This window comes from Poseidonibacter sp. (genome assembly GCF_041821165.1).
In the GTDB taxonomy this organism is placed as follows: Bacteria; Campylobacterota; Campylobacteria; order Campylobacterales; family Arcobacteraceae; genus Poseidonibacter.
The window spans coordinates 1-3081 of record NZ_JBGUES010000229.1 but is presented as its reverse complement, the minus strand read 5'-3'; the positions used below and the strand labels follow the sequence as shown (position 1 = coordinate 3081).

General features: G+C 27.7%; 4 protein-coding genes. All 4 read right to left on the bottom strand.

All coding sequences use genetic code 11. From position 1 onward, the window contains the following. Positions 1-93: 93 nt before the first annotated feature. Positions 94-630, bottom strand: a complete 537-nt coding sequence (gene prx-suh / locus ACERKK_RS12475; protein ID WP_373773404.1) for a thiol peroxidase Prx-SUH — start codon at positions 628-630, stop codon at positions 94-96. A 90-nt stretch (positions 631-720) separates the two neighbouring features. Then, positions 721-1560: a S1 RNA-binding domain-containing protein gene (locus tag ACERKK_RS12470; protein ID WP_373773403.1), complete on the bottom strand. Its 840-nt coding sequence runs from the start codon at positions 1558-1560 to the stop codon at positions 721-723. A 53-nt stretch (positions 1561-1613) separates the two neighbouring features. Next, a complete protein-coding gene (locus ACERKK_RS12465; protein ID WP_373773402.1) occupies positions 1614-2417 on the bottom strand; it encodes a metal ABC transporter permease in 804 nt (267 codons plus the stop codon). Between the two features lie 11 nt (positions 2418-2428). Further along, the coding region (locus ACERKK_RS12460; protein WP_373773401.1) for a metal ABC transporter ATP-binding protein at positions 2429-3081 on the bottom strand (653 nt) is incomplete at its 5' end.

Genomic DNA, 3081 nt, shown 5'->3' with positions numbered 1-3081 from the left:
AAACATATAATCTCCTAAATAAAAAAATCACTCAAAAAAGAGTGATTTTTAATTTTTAGAAATTATATCTATTTATAAAATTCTAGTCATTGATTAATGACAAGAACCACAACAAGAAGTTGAAGTAGCACCATTTGCTGCTGCTAATGCTGCATCATAGTTTGGCTCTTCAGTAATTTCTGGACAAATTTCTTTATAAGTAATAACACCTGAAGCATTAATTACGAAAATTGCTCTACAAGTAACACCTGCTAATGGTCCTGATGCAACTAATACACCGTAAGATTTAGCGAATGCTTTTGCTCTAAAGTCAGAACCAACAGTTAAGTTTTCAATTCCTTCAGTTGTACAAAATCTTCCCATTGCAAAAGGTAAATCCATAGAAACTACGATTACTTCAGCATTTTCAATTTTAGCTGCTTCTTCGTTGAATTTTCTAGTTTCAGCTGCACATACAGGAGTATCTAAAGAAGGTACTACTACTACAATTTGTGATTTACCATTTTCTCCACCGATTTGAACATCAGATAAATCTTTTGCTACTACTGTTACAACTGGAGCTGTATCTCCAACGTTTAATTCTGTTCCACTTAAAGTTACTTCATTACCTTTTAACATTGTTGTTGCCATATTTTATTCCTATTAATATTAAATTTTTGATATTATATTTTAAATAGGATAAATTTTGTCTTAATTTAATTAAATTAAAACTTAATTTATCTATTTAATTTTAATACCTGTTTCTTCTAGTACTATTTTTTCTTCATTTAACAGTTTTGTTAATGATGCTTTAAAAGATTTTTTACTTACACCAAATGTATTTTTAATATCTTCTGCATCACTTTTATAAGTAAATGGTAAACTTCCACCCTTTTGTTTTAAAACTTCAAGAACTTTATCATCTTTTACTTTATTTCCAATCTCTTGTAATGAAATATCTAACTTATCATCATCTCTAATTTTTTTAACATAAGCTCTTTTTCTATCACCAAAGTATACTTTTTCAAAAATTTCAGTGTGATAAATCATACCATCATATAAATCATCAACAATTACTTTATATCCAAGAGGAGTTTTAGAATAAACTAAAATTTCTACCTCATCTTTTTCTTTTAGACCTTTAATATCTTTTTCTAAAGTATATTTTTCAGTAGCAATTAATCTATCTGTTTTTTCATCAAGAATCATTTTTAGAACTTTTTTATGTCCTTTATGAAAAATACTTCTTTGTTTATTTTTTGGTACTAAAATATCTTTTGGTAATCCAATATCAACAAATGCTCCAAAAGCTGCAGTATCTACAACTTCTAAATATGCAAATTCATTTACATATAAATATGGTTCTAAAGTTGTAGCTACTAATCTATCTTCACTATCTGTGTATATAAATACATCAATAAAAGAACCAAGCTCCATATCATTTGTTACATAAGCATTAGGAAGAAGTACTTCTTCTTTATCTTCACTTATTAAATACATACCAGGTTCGCTATCTCTATATATTGCTAGTGTATTTATTTCACCAACATATATTTTTTCATTTATTTTTTGTTCACTCATTTAAGTAATTCCGTTTCTTTTAATTTTTTGTATTATAGCGCAATAAAATGATTTTACTTTTTTATTAACTTAAATAGTTTTACAATAGATAAAATCACAACAGCAACAATAATAATACTTGCACCTGAACTAATATCATATAAGTAAGATATTACAAGCCCTAATACTGTAAAAATTGTAGCAAGGATTGAACTTAAAACCATCATTGTTGATAGTTTGTTTGCAAATGTTTCAGCTAAATATGTTGGTATTGTTAATAGTGCAATTACTAATATAAGCCCTACTGCTTTAATTGCAGCAACCACACAAAGAGCAGCTAGAATTAAAATCAAAGTATAAAAGAACTTTACATTTATACCTCTTAGTTTTGCAAACTCACTATCATAAGAAACAGCAAGTATCTCTTTATAAAATATCCCTATTATTGATATAATAAAAATATCTAAAATACCCATATATAAGATATCATCACTAGAAACTGCAATAATAGAGCCAAAAAGATAAGATAACAAATCAACATTATAGCCAGGTGTTAAATCAACAAATACTATCCCAATAGCCATTCCAAATGCCCACATCATACCAATTAGTGCATCTACTCGTGTACGATTATTTAGTGTTAATATTGCAATTATAACAGCTGTAATAATTGCAAATACTGTAGCACCAAATAAAACAGGTAAACCTAAGTAAATAGCAAGACCTATTCCACCATATGAACTATGAGCAATTCCACCTGTTAAAAATGTTATTTTATTTACAACAACAAGTGAACCAATTATTCCAGCAGCAATTGATATTAAGACTCCTGCAATTAATGCATTTTGAATAAAATCATATTCTAATATTTCTAACATTTTATTAAGCCTTAATGTTTATGATCACAACAAGTTTGTGTTTGTCCAAGAGCAGAAAGAAGCTCAACTTCACACAAATGTTCATCTGTAGTATTTATATTTTTTTGTATATTTTCTAAGTTATGATAAACAAGATTTCTATTTACATGAGCAACATTTTTTGCATAATTTAAAAGTACAGATATATCATGACTAACTACTACTATACAAATTGATTGATTTAACTCTTTTAATAATTCATATATTTCATTTTGTCCTTTTACATCTATACTTGCAGTTGGTTCATCAAGAAGCATAACCTTAGGATTAGCACATAAAGCACGTGCAATAAAAACCCTTTGTCTTTGACCTCCACTTAAGTCACCAATTTTTCTATTTTCAAAACCTTGCATTCCTACTTTTTTCAAAGAGTTCATAGCACAAGCTGTATCTTCTTTGCTATAACCAAATAGTTTTTTCTTTTTTCCAATATGTCCCATTAGTACAACTTCTAAAGCTGTAATTGGAAAATCGATATTTAAATTTGTATTTTGAGGAACGTAACCAATAAAATCATTTTTAATTTTTTTCTCGATTTTTCCACTTTGAGGTTTTATAAGCCCAAGTATTAGTTTTAAAAGTGTAGATTTACCGCCACCATTTGGACCAATGATGGCTAAAAAGT